Genomic DNA, 20,556 nt, shown 5'->3' on the forward strand with positions numbered 1-20,556 from the left:
AAGTAAAATATTAAATTTGTATTTAAGATTCAAATAGATCAAATTTTAACACCACTTAAAAAGTATTATTATGAACAAAAATTTAAATGACTTATTTCAGAAAGTATTGACAAGAAAAGCGGTCATGGTAAGTTTTATCATTGCCCTTACTTTAGCTTCTTGCAATAAGAACAATGAAGAAATTATGGATGGAAACCCAGCAACTTCCTTCAATACGGAGAACATTAAAAGAGGACAATTGGGTGGCCAGGCCATTACTTATGAGAGAAGGAATGGAATGAATTTTTTCCAGGGAGATATTGTTCTTTCGGACCGGCAGTTAACGGAAGATAATTCAGTTAATAAAGGAGGCGCCAGCCTTTCAAGATGGCCAGGGGGCAAAATTTATTATACCGTTGCCAGTAATATGGGTTCCATAAATGCAAATAAAATCACTAATGCAGTTAATGAGTATAATAATAAAACAAATACTCAATGGATTCCCCGTACCAATCAGACCAACTATGTCGAATTTATTTTCGGAAGTTCATCAGGATATGATGGATGGGCACATATTGGATACAGAGGCGGAAAGCAAAATATTTCTCTGGATCAAAATATTTCTTTAGGATCAGTAATTCATGAAATGGGGCATACTGTAGGACTTTATCATGAACATTGTCGCAAAGACAGAGATCAGTATGTAGGTATCCAATGGAACAATATTCAAAATGGGCAGGCCTATAATTTCGACATCTATGATTCAGGAACAGAAATAGGTCCATTCAATATTAATTCTGTGATGATGTACTGGCCAGACTCGTATTCTAAAAACGGACAACCTACCATTAAAAGGGCGAATAACACATACTTTACATATAATAGAACCGGATTTACAACTGGTGATATCAATACGATCGATACCATGTATCCTTAGTTTTCAGCCAAAGGTTTATCATATAATTGGGGAAAAGAATTTTTATGAATTCTTTTCCTTTTTGTAATTATAATGATTGATCAAAATTCTTATTTCATTAAACTCAAAATCATTCGGTAAAGCACCTTTCCATTCTGTAAGTGTCTCATGTGGTTTTTTATAAAATTCTTTTTCAAAAGCTTTGATCTTATCTGAAGTAATCACTCTGGAAATATCCAATAACCCCTGCTCTGCAAACTTTGCCAGATGCCCGATTACCGTTTCCTTAACCAGCCCTCTTTCTAAAGAAATTTCACCAATGGTTTTTCCCTGTTCAAACAATTGAAACGTCAAAACCTGGGAAGGAACTTTTGCAATTTTTAAATTAATTTCTTTATCATTTTTTTCATCTAAAAGCTTTGTCTCCAATAAATGAACCTCTTTTAAACTATTTAAATATTCTTCAATATCTTCCAACCAGTTTCTGAAATCTTCATTATATTGTTTTAATCCTTTTGCTCCTTTTATTTCAGCATAAAATTCCTTCAAAGGATTAAAAATCTTGTCTCGTATTTCAGTGAAAAAGAAATTAACCGCCCCTTTCGCTTTGCTTTCGATCTCAGACCACTCCTCTTCCTTACTGACAAAAAGATCTATTTTCTGATTTAAGACACGTTCTAATTTTCCGAAGATCTTTCCAAGTTGTACGATCTCATGCTTTAATTGAAGATAAAGCTGATTGGTTTTTACATGGTCAATACTTTTGGTGGTAATGGATAAGTTATTCCACTCTTCAATCTCTTTAAGAAACCAAAGACTATCCAGTGTACGAAGCACTTTTTTAATACTGTAATCGTATTTCTCTTTATTTAAAATAGTTTCAACCTGATCATTAGCAAATGTATCTCCCTGAAATTGTAGTATACGTGTATCTTTAAATATCACTTCGGGAGTGATTTTAGATTTTAGAATAATCCCCTCCAGCGTTCTGCAACGTGATAAAGCAACATACACCTGTCCGGCTGTAAAACTTTTTCCAGCGTCAATAATCACTTTATCAAATGTCAAACCCTGACTTTTATGAATGGTTACAGCCCAAGCCAATTTGATAGGAAACTGTTCAAAACTTCCTAAAACCTCTTCTTTAATATTTTTATCGGTATCAAGAAAATATTTCTTCTGTTCCCAGACTTCTCTCTTTACCACAATTTCTCTTTCACTTCCTTCTAAAACAACCCTAATTTCATTTTCATCAAGACCAATAATCTCCCCAAGTTTTCCGTTAAAATATTTTTTCTCCGGAGAAATATCATTTCTTATAAACATGACCTGAGCTCCGATCTTCAATTCCAGAAACTGCTCGTTAGGAAACTGATTTTCTTTAAATTCACCAAAAAGTTTAGCTTCATAAGTGCTCGGATCAACTTTTATTTCTGTTAATTTCTGTTGGTTGATCTCATCTGCCATTCTGTTATGGGAACACAGGTACACATAGGAATCCTGCCCTGTTTGAAAATCAGGATCATATCTTTCGTTTAAATGGTCAAAATCGATATTGGCAACATCACCGTCTCGGATGGCATTTAAAATTTCAAGAAATTCCTGATCAGACTGTCGGTAAACCTTTGTCAATTCAATGGTAATCAAAGGAATTTCTTTGATCGCATGACTATCAAAAAAGAAAGGAGATTGATAATAAAGTTTCAAAACATGCTCATCTCTTACTACTGGCGGAAGCTGATAAAGATCACCAATGAACAACATCTGAACACCTCCAAATCTTTGGTTGTTCCTTCTTACAAATCTTAATGAAAAATCCATCATATCCAGAACATCAGCCCGCAACATAGAAACCTCATCAATAATGATGATCTCAACTTCTCTTAAAAGCTTAAGTTTATCTTTTCGATACTTAAAATGATGCATCAGATCAGCAATATTATTTGCCAAACTGCTATCTATTCTTTCCGTAGTGGGTAAAAAAGTCCTTAACGGCAACCCAAACATAGAATGAATGGTAACACCACCCGCATTAATAGCGGCTATTCCTGTAGGAGCTATTACAATGTGTTTTTTCTTTGTTCTTTTTACAAAGTCATTAAGAAAAGTTGTCTTACCGGTTCCTGCTTTTCCTGTAAGGAAAACACTTCTGTTGGTATGTTCTATTATGTCAAAAAAATGATTGTTCATCGTTGCCAAAATTACGGAAAATGAATTTGAAATCCTTCTTATGGCATAACTTTTGAGTTCGTTTTTCAAATAAAAAACTAATATGGGAAAAGTACACGCTCGAATTTCTGTGATAATACTATGCATAACACTGGCTTTAGTTTCTTGCGGAACAAAAAATGTTACGGATAATTTACCAAAAGATATTTCAGAGAGACCGGCAGATGAAAATAGCAAGAAGTACGATGAAGTTCAATTGGAAAAAACAAAAACAGCTATAGAATCAGAAATTGCCAAAGAAAAATGCACAAATGCCGATGATTGGAAATCAGCTCCAATAGGTTCTAAAGCTTGTGGCGGACCAAAATCTTATATTGCTTATCCTAAAACAATGGAGACTGAAATCTTATCTAAAATTGAAGCTTATAATAAAAAAGAGGCTGACTTCAACATAAAATATGGCATCACTTCAGATTGTGCAATGGTAGCGGAACCACAGGGAATAAAATGTAATAATGGAAAAGCAGAACTGATATATGCTGGACAATAAAAAATATATTATATAAACCCGATCATAAAAAGCTCTGTCAATTGACAGAGCTTTTAGTTATATAACTAAATTTTAATCTTTATACCATGAAGAGTATTTCACATAATTATCTGCGATCCTGTTTACTTCTCCTTCAAGTAACTGCGATGAAATATCTTTAATTTTTCTGGCTGGAACACCACCCCAAACTTCTCCAGATTTAATATGAGTTCCCTGAGTAACTACAGAACCGGCACCAATAATGGAATTTTCCTCCACCAGGCAGTCGTCCATAACGATTGCTCCCATTCCTATCAAGACATTATCCTGAACAGTACATCCATGTACAATTGCATTATGTCCTATTGAAACATTATTTCCAATCACTAAAGGAAACTTCTCATAAGTACAGTGCAACATTACATTATCCTGAACATTTACTTTATCCCCCATTTTAATGTAATTAACATCCCCTCTTATTACTGCATTATACCAAACACTACATTCTTTTCCCATGGTAACATCTCCAATAATAGTTGCAGTTTCTGCCAGAAAAGTATTTTCTCCGATTTGTGGTGCTTTGCCCAAAAGTTCTTTTATAAGTGCCATATTTTTAATTTGATATTTTGAAAATGAGCTAATTTGAAAATTAAATGGGTACAATCACTATTTTTAAATTACAGTGATAGCAAAAATCTAACTTCTTCTTCCTAACTCCTAACTTCTAATTGCGTATTTTTGTAACTCAAATTTAAAGAAAAAATGCGTAAGATACTTATAGAGCCAACAGAAAACCCAAAAGTGATGAAATTTGTCGCTGACTACAACTTGATTCCAGGGTCTCTTGAGTTGGACAGAAGTTCAGATATTTCAGAAATTCCTTTAGCTCAGGAACTTTTTAATTATCCCTTTGTAGAAAAAATTTTCATTACAGCTAATTTTGTAGCTATTGCAAAGCAGGATACTATGGAATGGGAACATGTTACTGAAAGTCTGAAAAATGTAATTGAAGATGAATTGCTTGCCAACCCGAGAATTTACCTTCAGAAGAAAAAAGAGATGTATCAGATCTATGCTGAAATGACTCCAAACCCAAATGTGATGAAATTCGTTTCCAGTAAATTATTATTGGAAGGGTTTGTAGAAGTAAAATCTCGAACTGAAGCAGAGGGTGTTCCTTTAGCAGAGGCTATTTTTAAAGAATTTGATTTTGCTAAGGAAGTTTTTATCTCAGATAATTTCGTTGCGGTAACCAGAGATCATTCTGTAGAATGGCATCAGGTAATGATGGCTGTGCGTGGTCTTATTGCTGAATATCTTCAAAATGGAGGTGCAATCTCAAATCTTGCCCCTCAGACACACGAAAATCCGGTTGAAAAAATCATCAACAGAGATTATACAGATGATGAGCAAAAGATTTCTGATATATTAAATGAATACGTTGCTCCTGCAGTAGAAAATGATGGTGGAAAAATTTCTTTGATGGAATATGATGAAGCCAATAAAACTGCAAAAATGCTTTTACAAGGAGCTTGCTCAGGTTGTCCAAGTTCTACGGCAACATTAAAAAATGGAATCGAGAGTATTTTAAAACAATTCGTTCCCGAACTAGTCGAAAGAGTGGAAGCGGTAAACGGATAATTTTATATATGAGAATAGTATTTCTTTTAATTTGTTTCAGCATCAGCATTCTTTCATGTAAGAAAGAAACTACGAATTCAAAAACAAATATCAATGTTGGGCTTCATGAAGATCTTGTACAATCGGGGTTAGCAAAAGACAGCCTTCAAAAAATGGATGTATTCTTGAGTAAGCTAGATAAAAGGAACACCCCATTTTTGGATTTCTATATTACTTATTTCTATAAGTTTGATAAAGAAACCCAGGATGAAATAAAGAAATCAAAAGGAGAGAATTTTCTGAATGAAAATCCCGAGGAATACTATAAATTATTTGCCGAAATAATGTCTGAAAAAGGTGACAAATATTTAAAATCTTTCGGCATCAGCCAAGAAGAAGAAATGCTTTCCAGAGAAGTATATATTTTTCACTTAAAGAAAAAATACGGTCCAACTATTGATGGTCAATTGGAAAATTTAAATAAATAATGAAGGGAATTCTATTAGTGAATCTTGGTTCACCAAGATCTACGAGCGTAAAAGATGTAAAGGAGTATCTTGATGAATTTTTAATGGATGAAAAGGTAATTGATTATCGTTGGATTTTCAGGGCCCTTTTGGTTCGTGGTATCATTCTTAATACTAGACCCGCAAAATCTGCTGAAGCCTATAAAACAGTTTGGACAGATGAAGGTTCTCCATTGGTGGTGATTACTGAAAAAATTCAGAAAAAGCTGCAAAAACTGGTTGATGTTCCTGTGGAAATTGGAATGCGTTATGCACAGCCAAGTATTGAAGCGGGTATTCAAAAATTAGTTGATCAGGGAGTTTCTGAGATCGTACTTTTCCCATTGTATCCTCAATATGCCATGAGTACGACGGAGACGGTTATTGAAAAGGCCGAGGAAGTAAGAAAGAAAAAATTTCCGACCGTAAAGATTAACTATATACAACCTTTTTACGACAGGGAAATTTACATCAATTGTTTAGCCGAAAGTATTAAGGAAAAACTTCCTGAAAATTTCGATGCTTTACAGTTTTCTTACCATGGAGTTCCTGAAAGGCATATTTATAAAACAGACCCTTCCAATACATGTAAGATAGATGATGCAAACTGTATCAACAGTAAAATTGAAGCTCATAATGCCCGTTGCTACAGACATCAGTGTTATAAAACCACTGAATCCGTAATAGCAAAAATGGGATTACCTAAAGAAAAAACTATTGTTTCATTTCAGTCCAGATTAGGAAAAGATAAATGGATTGAGCCTTATACTGATGAAACACTGGAAACTATTCCTAAAAAAGGGGTAAAAAACTTAGCTGTGGTTTGTCCTGCATTCGTTTCTGATTGCCTTGAAACTTTAGAAGAAATTTCCGTAGAAGGTAAAGAGCAGTTTTTACATGGAGGTGGAGAAAACTTCCATTATATTCCATGTTTAAATGATGAGGACCGATGGATTGATGTGGTAAAAACTTTATGTGAAGAAAAATTGAATGAATTTTATCTTGTATAAATCATCTTAATGACAAAAATAGAGAAAGGACACAAGAAATACTTGTGTCCTTTTTCAATAGAGATATATTAAAAATTTATTTTTTAATTAAGTTTCCTGCTTTTTGACCATTCACTATTACTACATAAACTCCAGGAAGCATATTAGACGGAAGCTGTAGATTCAGTTTATTTACACCATCTGTAAGCTCAACTTTTTCAGAAATTTCTTTCTTACCTGTTAAACTTATCAATTCTACGATTCCTTTTCCTGCCTTTCCATCAAATGTCACAGTAAATCTGTCTGTTGCCGGATTTGGACTAATGGTATAAAGAGAAGCATCTGGTGCACCAGCAACACGTCCTGCAGAAGAGGTGCCTCCACCAACTCCCACTGCATTCCAAGCGTTAGTTACTTGTGTCACCTCATTACTGCTCACCCCATACAAATCTTTCGCAGCCTGTATAGAAGAAGTTCTTGCATTGGCATAGGTAGAAGAAGAAGTAAGATAAGAAGTTAATGTTCTGTAAGCAATTGCTCCTGCTTTATCTAACCCTATTCCAGAGACACTATAAGCAAAACCATTATCGTTAGTTCCCGTACCTCCGGTTACTAATAAATAATACCAAAAGTTGAGAACTCCCGAATTAGTGTGGACTCCGCAATAGTCATTTGTTGTTTGTCCAGGCACCGCACAACCCGTAGTTGTAGCATCTTTCCAATACGTTCCTTTATAAGTATCAGGTTGGCGATACGCATTCGGGTTTGACATATCTCTGATCACATAATTGAAATCTTCGCCCAACTTCCAGCTTGCCTGATTAGGTCTTGCCCAAAGTTCTATTGAATTTCCAAAAATATCGGAAAAACCTTCATTCAAAGCTCCAGGCTCTCTTTGATAAGCCAGATTCGCAGTTTTAGAAGTCATCCCATGAGTAATTTCATGTCCGCAAACATCAATAGCAGTTAATGGTAACCCTCCGTTTGTACTCGAGCTGCCATCACCATAAGTCATTCTGGATCCATCCCAAAACGCATTGAAATAATTAGTAGAGTAATGAACATAGGATTTTATAGCAAAGTTATTGTTGTCAATACTTTTTCTGTTAAATTTTGTATAGTAATAATCTACAGTCATTTCTGCCCCCCAATGTGCATCGGTAGCATATTGATCTTTATTGGTGTTTACATTATTCCAGGCATTATCGGCATCTGTAAAGTCTACGGCGGATGAATAATTGGTTCCTTTTTTTAGATTATATGTTTCTACATTTGTTCCTGTTCCTGTTCCCGCATTTCTTCCCGATTCTCTTAATCTGTAACTTCCGTTATAAGAATCTGTAGTAATATTCCGGCTGCCGCTATAACCTGTTGTAGCCGTTCCCGGAGCATTTACATCATGAATTATAGCATCTGTTCCTAAGATTTTTCCACCTTTAGCATCTACAAAAACATATTGTCTGCTTAATGGTTTTTCAGAATAAATATCAAACTTATACGCCAGTTTTAAATCACGCAGCTTTTCATCAGTAGGATCTGAATAATAGACCAGTTCTCCTTTTGGGGCAAAGCTTGCATTAGCATCATTGAGTTCTTTTTTAATGAAATCTTCTTCTTCCCTATTTTGCCATTTATATGAATCTGCTCCTACAAATGATAAGGCATTTTGCAATGCTATACTTTCAGAAATATTGGCTTTTTTTTCAATCCCTTCCGGAACTTTAAGAATCCAGGTTCCTGTTTCTCCAATAACTTTTCCTCCTTTAGTTTGTACAGCCATCATTCCATATTCTACAGGAATATTATTGACTGTTTGTTGAAATCTGTGGGTTTCAAAACCCAATTGATCTTTTTCAACTCCTAATTTACGCGCTTGTCCCGCAACATAGCTCTGAGAGGTTTCATCAAATAAAACAGGACTTCCCTGAAAAGCAGGCCCGCTTTTATCAAATCTTAAAAATTCTGCGTGTAATCCGTTTTTACCGGGAATTAATTTTGATGGCTTGTTTTGCCCAAAAACGAAAGAGCAAGCAGCAACACTTGCTACTAGAATAAATTTTGTTTTCATAAAAATATTTATTAAATGGTAAAACGAATTTATAAACTTTTCACAATAAAATAATAAAAAATATAAATAAAATTCAATCAATAACACAAATAGATAAATAAAACACAATAACATATTCAAAAAAAAGAAAATAAACTAAGTATTATTTAACCACATATGTATATTTTAATGAATAAATTAAATCAAAAATCATCTATACGTGAATTATTTTTATTTACTATGCAATACGCTATATATTATCTCATAAAATCATCCCGAAACGCGTAAAAACCTTTTGGTTAACGGGAGTTTTATAAAAAAAATAAGCCATCTCTTTGGAGACAGCTTTAGCTTTTTTATTTTGATGTAAATTCAAACTTTTATTGATTTATATGAAAATCATTTATTTTTACTTTCCAATAGGAGTTCTGAATTCACCATATCCCATCAAACCATCATAATTCCTTCCGAAAGGAGTATAGTATAAAAATGCCTGATACAGGTTTTCTGTTTGCCAGAAGTTCCCGTTGATCTCGCCAAAGTTCAATGCCCCATTACCTTCTTTTGTAGCCAGAATGTAGTTGTAGAAACCCTGTTTTAGAAATATTTTAGCAACATACTTTTTATTAGCTGCATCATACTGCATCTGATTTTCTTTACTCGGCATAAAATTGTTAAATCCTCCCAGTACATATATTTCTTTATCTACAGGATCTGAATCTAAAGAGAAATACACCCAAGAGTAGTCGGCCTCTCTTTCGGCATTTCTTTCAAGTCCCAAATCATTTCTTCGATAATAAAAAGCTCCGTTCACGTCGGGCTGATATTGATAATTAAGAGGAAATGCCCAAACAGGATGTAAATAGGTCTGATTTACCCCTTCTTTTATTTCTGTAGCACGAACCATATCCGCTGCCATATTCATGTTTTTATTATCAAAATAATAAAATTCATTATTCCCTGGAAACGTAAGGTTCATCTGTTGGAAAAGTAATTTATTTCCAAGTGTCGAACTTGGTTTTAAATTATTAACAGCAACATTAAGGTTGTTATTCTGCATCACATTCAGGCTCATTGAATTGACGTTGGATGACAAATCATTTCCCTTGGCAACAGCCTGTACTTCTACCCTTTGGTTGATATTCGGATTTTTAGCATCTGCTATCCTGGATACATTTAATGCCAAAGAAACATTATCTTCTACTAAGTAGAATCTCTTTTTAAAAAGCGGTTTTTCTGCAGAATCTTTGTACACAATCAGCTCAAAATTCCCTGAAATTTTCGGCTGTATTTTTTCATTCGGAAAAGTAAGTGTATAATGAGTATAGGCCTGTAATGTATTAAATGAATACTGGAATTTATCAAGCAATCCGTTTAAGCTTCCATTAGCAATTTCCGTAAAAAAAAGATTATCATCATTCCAGTTCCGGTCGTAATGCTTTATGGTATATCGGTAGATTTCGCTGGCATTCGTAAGGTCATCAAAACTAAGAACCAATGTCTGGTTAAAGTTGATCACAGGGGTTTCATCATTCGTCTGAGGATTGAATAACTGAATGCTTTGGATGTTCTGTCCAAAAACCAATCCCCCTAAAGAAAGTAAAAGTATTCGCAAAGTTTTCATTATGACGAAGATAACGAAAAATCACCAATTACTTAAGAATATCGTATTTTTGACAAAAAAAATAAAACAGAATATGCTTAATATCCAAGCTTTTGTATTCAACTTTGCGAGCGAAAATACTTATATCCTTTATAACGAAAATAAAAACGCCTGGTTAATCGATCCTGGCAATATGAATGAACAAGAAACTAATCTGATCAGTAATTTCATCAAAGACAATGAACTAAAAATTCAAAAAATACTTCTTACCCATGCTCATATTGATCATGTTTTTGGATTACAATGGGCTTATGATACCTTTAACCTTCCTATAATTATGCATCAAGAAGATCAGGAAATTCTCGATATGCTTCAAATGAGCGGAATGAGATTTGGGATGAAGATCGATCCTGTGAAGGTTGACGTCGAATACATCAATGAAGGAGATCAGTTGGATTTTGATGGTGAAAAATTCAAAATATACCATGTTCCCGGACATTCTCCAGGCAGCATAGTTTATCATAATGAAAATCAGAAATTTATGATTTCCGGAGATGTTTTATTTGAAGGAAGCATTGGAAGAACTGATCTTTACAAAGGAAATTATGACCAGTTAATTAATGGTATCAGAACAAAACTACTTGTACTGGATGATGAAACACAAGTATTTTCAGGACATGGAAATCCGACAAGTATTGGTTTTGAGAAGCAGTACAATCCTTTTTTGAGATAGATTGTTTTTGATCCGGGTTACAGGTTAGTCGGATCTAGGCTAATTAACAGCAAAGTACCAATGACTACTTTTTTGTCATTTCTACGACAGGACAAATCCCATCTAATCCTTGAGATTCTTCGCTCCACTCTGAATGACATTAATATTATGTTCACTATTCACTTTAAAAGACTTAATTATTTTAACGCTTAATAAAAAAACCGTCAGAAAAATCTGACGGTTTCTACTTTTATAAGAAATAGAATTTAGAAATCAAATGATACTGAACCTCGTACAGCAGCTCCCATAATCGGTCTCGCCATTCTTATATCTCCGGCTCCTGTTAGCGGGGATCTTGGATCCCCCTCAGTAATACCGATGGTATTGAAGATATTTGTTCCGTCAATAGCAAAACGTATTTTACCAAGCTGGTAGGAAGTACCGGCACCAAATTCACTAAATGATGGTAAAATATTTTTATCACTATTCGCTTCATCCTGGAAACGCTTTCCATAATAATTATAACTTACATAAGCTCTCCACTGCTTAGTAATATTAACAGCAGGTGAGATATTGAAATAGAATTTCGGTATTCTTCTTACCTGATTACCATCATAATCAAACCTAGTTCCGTCTGCATTTGTTCCTGTAAAGTCTTTATATTTTGGATTTTGGAAAGTCCCATTAAATGTCAATTCAAGTAGATTATTAAACAATCTGGCATACCCTTCTAACTCTACTCCCATATTGGTCGTGTTCGCGAATTTATTTTCTGATGTTCCATCAGAATATACATCAGTAAATGAAAGATTCTTTAAAGTTGAATAAAAAGGAATTACACCAATATCGAAAGTACGTGAGTAATATTTATACCCTATCTCCAGCTGGTTAGTCTGTACTGGTTTGATCTTGCTTAAATCTGCCATATTATTGTAATACGACTCTTCATTAGGTGATCTGAATCCATTTGAAAAACGTGCATATACCGCATTTTCGTTATTGATCTTATAGTTTGATGCTACTGTGAATGATACTTTATCGACATCATAATTCCAGTAGGTATATTTATTTCCTAAAACCGACATATTATCATCCGCAGTCGTAGTAGCAAAACTATGGGTACCGTCTGTTGTTAATCCGGAATTATTAAGATTGGCAGTAGTTGTATTCACTCCATATCCTTTATAATAATCGCGGCTATAGCGAATTCCCCCATTGAAACTTAAGTTATCTGTAATATTGTAATCCAGATTTAAATAAATATCATTTAAACTTCCCTGGATTTGAGAATCTCTAACCAGGAATGACATATCTGTCACCCCATTATAGGTTTTGGAATATCCAACATCTGTAGGACTAAGAGATTTATCTACCAGATTAAGCAATTGAGGCCTATCCGTAGCTGTTGTCAAAATATTACTCCAGTTCCAGTTCTGCTGGGATTTCCAGTTGGATTTATAAAATCCTGCCGTTACATTCCCTTTGTCAAATTTATAATTGAATTGTAAATCATTAACAAAATTATTCATCTGCTTATCAATAGCCCAGAATCCTAACTTCTGTACGTACTGGGGATTTACAACAGCCCCACTACTAACTAAAGAATACTGATAATTATTTCCTGTGATTCCATTGCTATTTGCAAAAGCCCCAGCTTGCTGAGGTCCACCTGCCGGAAATATACCCGTATAATTCATGTTGATATTGGTATACCTGGTTTTATTTAAAACTGTAAAGTTATTTCCAAGATCATATTTAAATTCTGCACCTACAACATCAACTTTCGGGTGAATTCCATCCTCCAAATTTCTTTTGAAAAATCCACCACCTGGTTGTGGAATATTAAGCTGCCCAATTGATCTGTAACTGTACGTTCCATAATTCGCATCAAAACCAGGAAATTCTTTCAGGTCATTTCCATTCTGAACCAAAGGAATAGGCAGATAAAATGTATTCCTGTCATCTAGTTTTTTATAATAAACCTTAGCATATCCTTTATCAAATACATATTTTAAATTCATTCTGATCTGTCCACCTTCATTAGCTTTAAAGCCGGTTTTTCTGATTCCACTATCGGTTCTGTAAAAACCACCGACATTAAAGAACAATTTATCCTGAACCAAAGCTCCACCCACATTCACATCCGTACGCATTAATCCATATGTACTTGTTTCCAATTTAGCGGTTCCTCTGAAATCATTACCTCCTTCTTTAGTAATAAAGTTAATAAGACCACCTGGAGAGTTATTTGCATAGATAGATCCTGAACCTCCTCTTAATGCCTCTAATCTGTTCACAGAATTATCAACACGGAAGAAATTATCTGCATTGGCAAACTGTAAAGCACCATCTTCAAATACCGGTAAACCATCTTCCTGTACCTGTACAAATTCATAAGCACCCGCCGAAGGGATCCCTCTCGCAAAAAGGTTATTTCCAACTTCACCTCCTGATGTTTCTACAGCAAAACCAGGAACCCTTTGTAATAAAGCCGCAGCACTGATAGGATTCTGTTTTTGAATTTCTTTTGCACTAAACGTAGATATTGCCGTACTGGATTCTATTTTCTTTTTCGGATTTGCATTACCCGTAATAACTACCTGATCGATAGATGCTGTTCTCGTGGAATCCTGAACTGTTTCCTGTGCATACGCATTATTAAAGTAAAGCGTGGCTACTCCAGCAAGTAAAAAGATTGATTTGTTTTTCATACCCTTATAGATTTAATTATTGTTTTAATTTTAAATAGACTCCGTTTGTCCAACCAAATCCATCCTGATTAGGGTACTCTCCTCCTCCGGCAATCGTTTCATTATCTAATGCATTGTATTTTTCCATTAGTTTGCCCGTATTATTATAAACCCTTTCGACATTAGAGCACCAATTGTTTTTTATTTCATCCGCTAATTGTGTAAAACCATAGTTTTTCATAGAAACAAATCCTAGCCATTGGTATGGCGCCCAGGCATTCGGTAGATCCCATTGTTGACCGGTTTGTTTCGTTGTGGTAACAAGGCCGCCTTTATAAAGAAACTTTTCAGTAATAATTTCTGAAACTGCTTTTGCTTGTTCCTCGCTGGCAAGACCCAAGAATAAAGGATAAAGAGCAGCAATATGTTCGGAGGTTGTGTTTTTGTGTTTTTTTATGTGATAATCCTTATATGTTTTGGCATTTTCATCCCAAAAATATACATCAATCAGTTGTCTCCTTTTTGCTGCTCTTTCATTAAAATAATTTTCTTTTTCTTTAAAATTCTGAAGTCCTGAAGTTTTAGCCAATGTCTTTTCCAAATGCCATAAAAGGCAATTCACGTCGACCTGAGCAATATTCAGTGTTTCTATAGTCTGTATTGTTTCTTCGTCTGAAAACCATCTGCTGGAAAAATCCCATCCTGACTCGCAGCCGCTTCTTATATTTCTGTAAAACTCTTCTCCGGAAGCATTTTCGTGATCTTCAATATCTATTAAATAACTTTCAGGACGCGGGGTATTTTCTGCATCGTAATATCTATTCAGAATATCTCCATTATTCGTTTTTAAGACCCTTTCAGATTGCATATTATTTTCTAATTTACCCTCTCCATTCATCCAGAAATTGTATTCCTTTTCTAATGTATTGTAATATTGAATGTAAAGTTTTTCGTCACTTGTGCTCTCCACCAGCAGATTTAGCATCAATGAAAAATAAGGTGGCTGTGAACGACTTAAGAAATGCGTTCTGCTTGCATTCGGAATAAAACCCACATTTTGAATAAGATAGGAACAATTCTCAATGATATTTTTCATCATATCAATTCTTCCTGAAACCTGTAAACCAAGCATAATGAAATAACTGTCCCAATAGAAAAATTCATTAAAGCGTCCGCCAGGAACTATGTAAGGTTTTGGAAGTTTTAACAATGTCCCTCTTTCTTCATAAGAATTTCTGGTAAGCTCATCCCACAGCTTTTCTATATGTTGTTTTATAGGTAAATGATCATCTTGCCGAATAGAAACCTTTGCTCCTAAAAAGTCAAAATTTGAAAGCACAAACACTTTAAGATCGAAACCAGACACGAGCTTCTCCTTTTCATATTTTTCATTGATCTCCGATACAGAAAATAAAGGCACCGCATCCGTCATCATTTTTTGATCTTCAAAAATTTGTGATCTCTGAACATCGTCAAACAGAGTTTGGATATCTTTAATGTAAAGCTGTGTATTCATTTTATTTTTTAGGATTTATTTTTAATTTATTCATGATAATAGCCGATATAATCAGTAATGAAAGCGGTATCAGGGAAAGATAGAACGCCCTCTGCCCACTGAATTCCTGAAATACAAAACCTGTAATTATAGAACCTATTGTTCCTCCAATTGCAGAGAAAACTACGATAAGCCCCGACATAGCACTGTGTAAATATTTAGGTATTGAAGCCAAAATAACAGAATTGATACTTGGATAAATGGGTGCTAATAAGCCTCCCATCAAGGGGAAAAGATAAACTACAACCGGAGCATTCAGCCATGTCGTATTTGCGCTTATAGTCGTATTATGAGTGAGTGGTAAAACAAATAACAGGCTTAAAGCAAAACCGATCACACAAAAAGAAACCACATAGATCCAACTGAATTTCTTAGAAAAGAATCCTGATAAAAATCTTCCCAATGCAAAAGCTCCTGCTAAAACAGCTCCCGCCTGTATACTCATGGAAGTTGGTAATTTTAATATTTCTTTATAAAAAGTAGGGGTCCAGGTCTGAAAACTCTGTTCCACTAAAACAAAAAGAAAGGCGCACACTAAAAAAAACAATACTTTTTTATAACTAAATAAGCTTATACTGTTCTTAATATCTCCTATTAAATCTGTTTTTTCATTTTTCGCTTCGTTTTCATCTAATTTAGAAAAGAATAAAAACAAAAATGATAAAGCCGACAAAGCTCCCAATACCCAATATACATTCAGCCAATGGGTAGATTTTGGATTATGGTCATCTATAAATAAGCTGAAAAGAACATTTCCTGCCAATACACCGATCATAAAAAAGCCCTCTAAAAACCCCATAAAGCTGGAGTGTTCTTTATCCGTATTCGTCACCAGACCTATGGATGTAAAAACCGAAATTTTCATTAATGCGAAAGAAATTCCAACAATAGAAAATAACAACTTGAAGAACCAGAAATCATTTGAAAAAGGCATTACAAAACACATACAGCTTACCAGAAAGAGTGCGATCAACATGGAATTTTTAATTCCGATCTTTGGTAAAAAAGAAGCCAGAATGAACGAGCAAATAGCAATGGGAAGATCTTTAAATCCTTCCAGGACACTCGCTGAAGATTTCGAAATTCCAAAATTCTGCTGAACCTGTAGAATCACTGTTCCCACGGAATTCAATAGAATCGCAAAAACGAAATAGTTTAAAAATAAAATGGCTTTTATATTGAAATTTCGCATTAAATTAATTTCTTGGTGGCTAAGATAGAAGCATTTGCCTTAACGTTAATTTAACATAGTAAACAAATATTTGAACTATATTAATATAATTATTATTTTTATAGCACAAATAGCATTAATTTAATGAAAGTCAGTTTTGAAAGAGTTATCCCTAGTGAGAAGAGTTCTTTTCGCACACTACATAACAATTCTCCTATTTCTGAATTCAAATGGGAATATCATTACCATCCGGAAATTGAATTGGTATGTGTTATTTCAGGAAGCGGAACCCGCCATGTAGGTTACCATAAAAGCAATTATTCTAATGGAGATCTGGTTTTGATAGGCTCTAATATTCCCCATTCCGGCTTTGGACTTAATTCTATAGATCCACATGAGGAAATTGTATTACAATTCCGGGAAGAGATCTTACAGTTCCCTCAGGAAGAAGTCGAGGCAAGGTCTATTAAAAACCTTTTGGAATTATCCAAATATGGAATTCATTTCAGTCCCGCTACAAAAAAAGCTATGCTTCCCAAATTAAAAAAAATGCTTGAATCTGAGGGTTATAAGAGATATCTGCTGTTATTGGATATCCTTTTTGAACTTTCCACATGTAAAGACTATGATCTCCTCAACAAGGAAATCATGCCTTATACGATTATTTCAAAAAATAAGACCCGGCTGGAAAATATATTCACCTACGTGGAACATCATTATGATAAGGACATCAATATTGAAGATGTCGCAAAACTTGCGAATCTAACTTTGCCTGCGTTTTGTAATTTCTTTAAAAAGGCTACTCAGATTACTTTTACAGAGTTTGTAAACCGGTATCGAATTAACAAGGCTTGTCTATTAATGGTTCAGGATAAAAGTATTTCAGAATGCTGTTACAGCTGTGGCTTTAATAATGTGACTTACTTTAACAGGATGTTTAAAAAATATACAGAGAAGACGCCTTCGGAATTTATTAAGAATTCTTCACATGATAAGATTGAAAGTGCGGATTCAAATATCAAAATAGTTCAGAAGTCGTTTTAGTAGTTTTATTGAGTATAAAGCTAATATTATAAAATATAGGTTATCAGCTTAATCTGCAAGATTTAACACAAAAAAAAGCCGTTCCACAAAAGAACAGCTTTATATCTTATTATTACACATTGAAAAAGAAAGACAATCAAAAGTCATTTTTAACTTTCAATTCTCCATTTTCAATTCAATACTTATTTCCACTTAATATTGCAACCCATACTTGGTCTCTGAATTTCCTCCTGAGGTTCTCCCAGTAAAAGGTTTTCAAAAGCTATGATTAAATCTTCACCGGTTACATCTTTATTGTTTCCTGGTCTTGAATCATCCATTTGTCCCCTGTAAATAAGATCCAATTTATCATCAAAGAAATAGAAATCAGGAGTACATGCCGCCTCGTATGCTTTGGCTATACTTTGACTCTCATCATATAAATAAGGAAAGTCAAAATTTCTTTCAATCTGAAATTCGATCATCTTTTCTGGAGAATCAGCTGGATATTTTTCTACATCATTCGCGTTAATAGCGATAAATTCAATTCCCTTTTCCTGATAATCTTCGTATAATTCATTAAGCTTATCGATCACATGAAGAACAAACGGACAATGGTTGCACATGAAGATCACCAATGTTCCTTTTTCTCCTTTCAGATCATTTAATGACTGAATTTCGTTACTTTTTGACGGGTTAGGAAGCTCGAAAAACGGAGCTCTTGTTCCTAATGCCAGCATATTTGAGGGAGTATTCATATCCTTTATTTTCTTTGATTACAAAGATAAAGTTTCTTTTATGATTTGCCAATTCCGGTTTTTATAAAGTTCAGTTAAATGTTAAAGTTTAAATAATATTTAGAATTATTTGGAAGATATTAGTTAATCTTCGTAGTTTTGCTAACGCTGTTAGTAAAAAAATATCATGGGATTACATGAACGTCGTCAAAGAGAAAAGGAATCTATCCGTGCAAATATTTTGCAGGAAGCTTTTACTTTGGCTAAAACAGAGGGCTGGGCTTCACTTTCAATAAGAAAGATAGCCGATGCGATTGAATACAGTGCACCAGTAGTTTATGATTACTTTGAAAATAAAGAAGCTATTTTATTTGAAATCTCTATCAATGGATTCAATCTTTTACACAAAGAATTGGTAAAGGCTCAAAAAAAATATGATAGTCCAGAGGAACAACTTACTGCTATTGTAGATACTTATTGGAAATTTGCTTTTAAAAATAAAGAATATTACCAATTAATGTTTGGTTTGGGAATGCAATGTAGTGGTAAAGGACAAATGAAAGAAGAGTTTTCGTCATTTCAGGATATGATCTACGATTGTACTTATAATATTATTATAAAAAATGGATCCAATCCGGACAATGCATGCCATATGTCACATGCCTTATTTTCTGCAGTACATGGTTTAATATCTATTATGATGATGCGAAACTCTGATATTCCTGCAACAATGAACAAAACCACTTTAGACGAAACTGTTTCTGCTTTTGTTAAATCATTGTAAATTTTTTTTGAATCAAACATTAACACCGTTAGGAAAAATATCAAGAGAAAGATTAAATTTTTAAACTAAATCAACAAAAAATTTAAGTTTTATCATATTAAAATAGTAACATCAATCTTAACTATTAACACTGTTAGTAAAATTAACGCAACACACCTCACTTTTATATACATAAAACAACATTAAAAAATCTCTAATTATGGAAATGACGATCTAACTTACTATTAATAATTCTGTAATTTTTTTTGAATTAAACATTAACACCGTTAGAAAAAATAACGGGAATTATTAAAAACCTTATTAATTTCAAAACAATCAACAAAACAAATTAAATTTTAATGAAAATACCTGGAACAATGAGGATCTTATTACTTATAACAAGTATTATCCTTTTACAGAATTGCAGTAAGGCCGCGGAAAATTCGAACCAAGCGCCTCCTGCTCCAGAATTGCCGGTTTATACTGTAACGACTTCTCCAGCTACAACATATCAGGAATTTCCTACCGCATTGGAAGGAAAGAACAACGTAGAAATAAGATCTCAGGTAGATGGTTACCTGGATAAGATATATGTAGAAGAAGGAGCTTTCGTAAGAGCGGGACAACCTTTATTCAAAATCGACTCTAGAGCTTATGGTGAGCAAATGAATATGGCACAGGCTAACTTACAAGTAGCTAATGCAAATATTCAGAAAGCCAAAGTGGAAGTCGACCGTCTTCAGCCATTGGTAGCTGCAAAAGTAGTTTCCGATGTACAGCTGAAAACCGCTAAAGCTAATTATGCAGCAGCAGTTGCAGCAGCATCACAAGCACAGGCTTCTATTGGAAGTGCAAGAATTAATGTAGGATTTACAACCATTACAGCTCCCGTAAGCGGTTATATTGGAAGAATTCCTTATAAAAAAGGAAGTTTAATTTCAAGAACAGATCCAAGCCCTTTAACTCTATTGTCTGACATCAGTGAAATATATGCTTACTTTTCTTTAAGTGAACTGGATTTCATTGCTTTTCAAAAGAAATATCCTGGAGCTACTTTAGAGGAGAAACTAAAAAATATGCCAATGGTAGAATTGGTAATTGCTGACAACAGTATCTATTCTGAAAAAGGAAGAATGAGCATTGTAGATGGTCAGTTTGACAAAAGCACAGGAGCAATCAGTGTACGTGCGGTATTTCCAAATGCTCAAGGAGCACTGAGAACAGGAAATACAGGAAGAGTACGTATGCCTCAGCTTCTTACCAATATTTTAGTTATCCCTCAAGAATCCACTTTTGAGATTCAAGATAAAACATATGTATATGTCGTTGGAAAGGATAAAAAAGTAACCAGCAAACCAATAACTATTTCTGGAAAAACAGAAAGCTATTACTTCGTTTCCAATGGAATTTCTGTAGGTGATAAAATTGTATATCAAGGTCTTGGAAGCTTAAAAGATGGTGCTTCAATACAACCGAAAGCAGTATCTTCTGACAGCTTGTTCAAATCAAAACCTTTGTAAACATACTTATCCGATACAGAAGACTTA

The 20,556-nt window shown here is 34.1% G+C and carries 17 protein-coding genes; 9 read left to right on the forward strand and 8 right to left on the reverse strand.

What is annotated here, in order from left to right; translation table 11 throughout:
• Window positions 1-70: 70 nt before the first annotated feature.
• Window positions 71-916 carry a M12 family metallopeptidase gene (locus tag J7E44_RS20315; RefSeq protein ID WP_214833008.1) on the forward strand — a complete coding sequence of 282 codons (846 nt, stop codon included), beginning with the start codon at window positions 71-73 and terminating at the stop codon, window positions 914-916.
• A gap of 42 nt (window positions 917-958) precedes the next feature.
• On the opposite strand, the gene J7E44_RS20320 is transcribed toward J7E44_RS20315, so the two are convergent.
• Window positions 959-3,085: a helix-turn-helix domain-containing protein gene (locus J7E44_RS20320; protein ID WP_214833010.1), complete on the reverse strand. Its 2,127-nt coding sequence runs from the start codon at window positions 3,083-3,085 to the stop codon at window positions 959-961.
• Between the two features lie 82 nt (window positions 3,086-3,167).
• Between J7E44_RS20320 and J7E44_RS20325 the strand changes: the two genes are divergently transcribed.
• The gene (locus J7E44_RS20325; protein WP_214833012.1) at window positions 3,168-3,614 is read left to right on the forward strand and encodes a hypothetical protein; all 447 of its coding nucleotides are present in this window, start codon (window positions 3,168-3,170) and stop codon (window positions 3,612-3,614) included.
• Between the two features lie 72 nt (window positions 3,615-3,686).
• Here the strand turns inward: J7E44_RS20325 and J7E44_RS20330 are convergent, their stop codons facing one another.
• Window positions 3,687-4,202, reverse strand: a complete 516-nt coding sequence (locus J7E44_RS20330; RefSeq protein ID WP_214833014.1) for a gamma carbonic anhydrase family protein — start codon at window positions 4,200-4,202, stop codon at window positions 3,687-3,689.
• 153 nt (window positions 4,203-4,355) lie between these two features.
• Here J7E44_RS20330 and J7E44_RS20335 point away from each other — a divergent pair, with 153 nt between their 5' ends.
• The 3 genes from J7E44_RS20335 to hemH are packed head-to-tail and all read left to right on the forward strand — an operon-like array spanning window position 4,356 to window position 6,729.
• Window positions 4,356-5,234: a NifU family protein gene (locus J7E44_RS20335; protein ID WP_214833016.1), complete on the forward strand. Its 879-nt coding sequence runs from the start codon at window positions 4,356-4,358 to the stop codon at window positions 5,232-5,234.
• A gap of 8 nt (window positions 5,235-5,242) precedes the next feature.
• A complete protein-coding gene (locus J7E44_RS20340; RefSeq protein WP_214833018.1) occupies window positions 5,243-5,701 on the forward strand; it encodes a hypothetical protein in 459 nt (152 codons plus the stop codon).
• Window positions 5,701-6,729 (forward strand): ferrochelatase, encoded by a 1,029-nt coding sequence (gene hemH, locus J7E44_RS20345; RefSeq protein WP_214833020.1) that lies wholly within the window; start codon window positions 5,701-5,703, stop codon window positions 6,727-6,729. Before J7E44_RS20340 ends, hemH begins: the two co-directional genes overlap by 1 nt.
• Window positions 6,730-6,805: 76 nt before the next feature.
• On the opposite strand, the gene J7E44_RS20350 is transcribed toward hemH, so the two are convergent.
• On the reverse strand, window positions 6,806-8,776 hold the full coding sequence (locus tag J7E44_RS20350) for a M4 family metallopeptidase (RefSeq protein WP_214833022.1): 1,971 nt from the start codon (window positions 8,774-8,776) through the stop codon (window positions 6,806-6,808).
• A gap of 388 nt (window positions 8,777-9,164) precedes the next feature.
• Entirely contained in the window at window positions 9,165-10,379 is a 1,215-nt protein-coding gene (locus tag J7E44_RS20355; protein ID WP_214833024.1) for a type IX secretion system plug protein, read from the reverse strand.
• Between the two features lie 73 nt (window positions 10,380-10,452).
• On the opposite strand from J7E44_RS20355, the gene J7E44_RS20360 reads away from it, so the two are divergent.
• Window positions 10,453-11,091: an MBL fold metallo-hydrolase gene (locus J7E44_RS20360; RefSeq protein ID WP_214833026.1), complete on the forward strand. Its 639-nt coding sequence runs from the start codon at window positions 10,453-10,455 to the stop codon at window positions 11,089-11,091.
• A 245-nt stretch (window positions 11,092-11,336) separates the two neighbouring features.
• On the opposite strand, the gene J7E44_RS20365 is transcribed toward J7E44_RS20360, so the two are convergent.
• Genes J7E44_RS20365 through J7E44_RS20375 form a run of 3 tightly spaced genes read right to left on the reverse strand, consistent with a single transcriptional unit; the run spans window position 11,337 to window position 16,507 of the window.
• Complete coding sequence (locus J7E44_RS20365) at window positions 11,337-13,781, reverse strand: TonB-dependent receptor (RefSeq protein ID WP_214833028.1); 2,445 nt, start codon at window positions 13,779-13,781, stop codon at window positions 11,337-11,339.
• A gap of 16 nt (window positions 13,782-13,797) precedes the next feature.
• Complete coding sequence (locus J7E44_RS20370) at window positions 13,798-15,276, reverse strand: trehalase family glycosidase (protein ID WP_214833030.1); 1,479 nt, start codon at window positions 15,274-15,276, stop codon at window positions 13,798-13,800.
• Between the two features lies 1 nt (window position 15,277).
• Complete coding sequence (locus tag J7E44_RS20375; RefSeq protein ID WP_214833032.1) at window positions 15,278-16,507, reverse strand: MFS transporter; 1,230 nt, start codon at window positions 16,505-16,507, stop codon at window positions 15,278-15,280.
• Between the two features lie 123 nt (window positions 16,508-16,630).
• Between J7E44_RS20375 and J7E44_RS20380 the strand changes: the two genes are divergently transcribed.
• A complete protein-coding gene (locus tag J7E44_RS20380; RefSeq protein WP_214833034.1) occupies window positions 16,631-17,530 on the forward strand; it encodes an AraC family transcriptional regulator in 900 nt (299 codons plus the stop codon).
• Window positions 17,531-17,712: 182 nt separating this feature from the next.
• Here the strand turns inward: J7E44_RS20380 and J7E44_RS20385 are convergent, their stop codons facing one another.
• Window positions 17,713-18,267 carry a thioredoxin family protein gene (locus J7E44_RS20385; RefSeq protein ID WP_214833036.1) on the reverse strand — a complete coding sequence of 185 codons (555 nt, stop codon included), beginning with the start codon at window positions 18,265-18,267 and terminating at the stop codon, window positions 17,713-17,715.
• A 166-nt stretch (window positions 18,268-18,433) separates the two neighbouring features.
• On the opposite strand from J7E44_RS20385, the gene J7E44_RS20390 reads away from it, so the two are divergent.
• A complete protein-coding gene (locus J7E44_RS20390) occupies window positions 18,434-19,030 on the forward strand; it encodes a TetR/AcrR family transcriptional regulator (protein ID WP_214833038.1) in 597 nt (198 codons plus the stop codon).
• Between the two features lie 338 nt (window positions 19,031-19,368).
• Complete coding sequence (locus J7E44_RS20395; RefSeq protein WP_214833040.1) at window positions 19,369-20,529, forward strand: efflux RND transporter periplasmic adaptor subunit; 1,161 nt, start codon at window positions 19,369-19,371, stop codon at window positions 20,527-20,529.
• Window positions 20,530-20,556 lie beyond the last annotated feature (27 nt).

The sequence above is a fragment of the Chryseobacterium sp. ISL-6 genome, assembly GCF_018613715.1.
Classification (GTDB): Bacteria; Bacteroidota; Bacteroidia; order Flavobacteriales; family Weeksellaceae; genus Chryseobacterium; species Chryseobacterium paludis.